This window comes from Synechococcus sp. H55.9, assembly GCF_047462355.1.
GTDB lineage: Bacteria > Cyanobacteriota > Cyanobacteriia > Thermostichales > Thermostichaceae > Thermostichus.
Window position 1 is genome coordinate 13,038 of record NZ_JANSJB010000070.1, and the last position, 1,382, is coordinate 14,419.

The following is a 1,382-nucleotide window of genomic DNA, read 5'->3' on the forward strand; positions in this document are numbered from 1 at the left end:
CGGGAACAGATGGCCCAAGAAGCGCAGGCAGAGCTGGGGTTTTACCGGCCCGAGTTGGCCCTCGCCAAACCCGCCTGCCCATGACCACCCTCTATTTAACCGAGCCGGGTACCGTGGTTCACTGCCAGAACCAAAGCTTGCTCATTCGGCGCCGCGGCCAAGAGCAGCTTTGCCGCCTGGCCGAACTAGAGCTAGTGGTGGTACTGCCCGGGATCCAGTTGACCGCCGCCGCTCTGGCCCAACTGCTGGATCGCAGCGTGGAAACGATAGTTGGATCGCGCCGCCACTTACCCAGAGCGGGAAGCCCTGATGGGTCTGGAGGGCCATTGTGCCCGCATCTATTACCAAGCTCTCCAGCACTGTTTCTCGCCCGAGTGGAACTTCAGAGGCCGCAACCGCCAGCCGCCCCTCGACCCGATTAACGCGCTCCTCAGTTGGGGCTACGGGGTGCTGCTGGCACGGGTGTTCCCGGCAGCCGTCATGGCCGGCTTGGATCCCTACCTGGGCTTTTTCCACACCAATTTGCCCTATCGCCCCAACCTAGTGCTGGATCTGATGGAAGAGTTTCGGCCCTTGGTAGTGGATTGGGCCGTAATCCAGCTCATCAAGGCTGGCCTGCTCACCCCGGAAGATTTCGAGCCGTCGCCGGATGGGACAGGCGTATGGCTGGGATCCCTGGCCAAAAAGCTGTTTTTGGGTGAGCTGGAGCGCCGCTTCCGCCAGCCGTTGCTCTATCCTCCCCAGTCGCGTCGCCTGGCTCTGAGCCAAATTGTGCTGGAGCAAGCCCGCTGGCTGGGCCGTTGCCTGGTGAGCGGCAACCTGGAGTACGAAGCAATGGAGCTGCGCTGATGCTGTGGTTGGTTTGCTACGACGTGGTGGACGATAAGCGCCGACACCAGTTGGCCAAGTGCCTGGAGCAGTGCTGCCAGCGAGTGCAACGCTCCGTTTTTGAATGCCCCCTGGACACTGCCGAGCTGGAAGAGAAGCTGGAAAAGTCGTGGCTGCCTCTGCTCAACCTCCAGGAAGATAGCCTGCGGGCCTACCCTCTGGATGCCAGCGCCAAACAACGCACCAAGGTCTTCGGGGGGCCTCCCCCCTACGAGCCGCCGGACTACCTCATTTTTTGAGGTTCTCAGCTCGGCCAAAATTGTAAAGTTTTGTGCGCAATCCGTCGGGGCGAGCCATCGCTAGCTTTTCTTTGCCGGCGCCAGTTTTTAAGAGGGATCTAGTAGCTTTTGCCGGGATTGGCGCGAAAATGTAGCATAATGCCCCTAAAAGAGCGAATTCTCCGACTTGCGCTTATTTGCCAAAGCGATGTTAATATCTGTGTCGGGAAGTCTCCGTACTCCCTCGCAAACGCACCTTGAAAACCGCATGAGTTC

2 protein-coding genes and 1 pseudogene are annotated in these 1,382 nt (G+C 59.6%); all 3 read left to right on the forward strand.

Annotated elements, in window-relative coordinates; translation table 11 throughout:
• Nucleotides 1-80: 80 nt before the first annotated feature.
• Nucleotides 81-219 (forward strand): annotated as a pseudogene (locus NW857_RS09580) (CRISPR-associated endonuclease Cas1); the annotation flags it as partial.
• Nucleotides 220-270: 51 nt separating this feature from the next.
• The gene (gene cas1, locus NW857_RS09585) at nt 271-849 is read left to right on the forward strand and encodes a CRISPR-associated endonuclease Cas1 (protein WP_414334610.1); all 579 of its coding nucleotides are present in this window, start codon (nt 271-273) and stop codon (nt 847-849) included.
• A complete protein-coding gene (cas2, locus tag NW857_RS09590) occupies nt 849-1,127 on the forward strand; it encodes a CRISPR-associated endonuclease Cas2 (protein ID WP_414334612.1) in 279 nt (92 codons plus the stop codon). The genes cas1 and cas2 overlap by 1 nt, the downstream gene beginning before the upstream one ends.
• Nucleotides 1,128-1,382 lie beyond the last annotated feature (255 nt).

Coding starts and splice junctions, on each gene's coding strand:
- cas2 (WP_414334612.1), top strand. CDS start 849: ATGCTGTGGTTGGTTTGCTACGACGTGGTGGACGATAAGCGCCGACAC.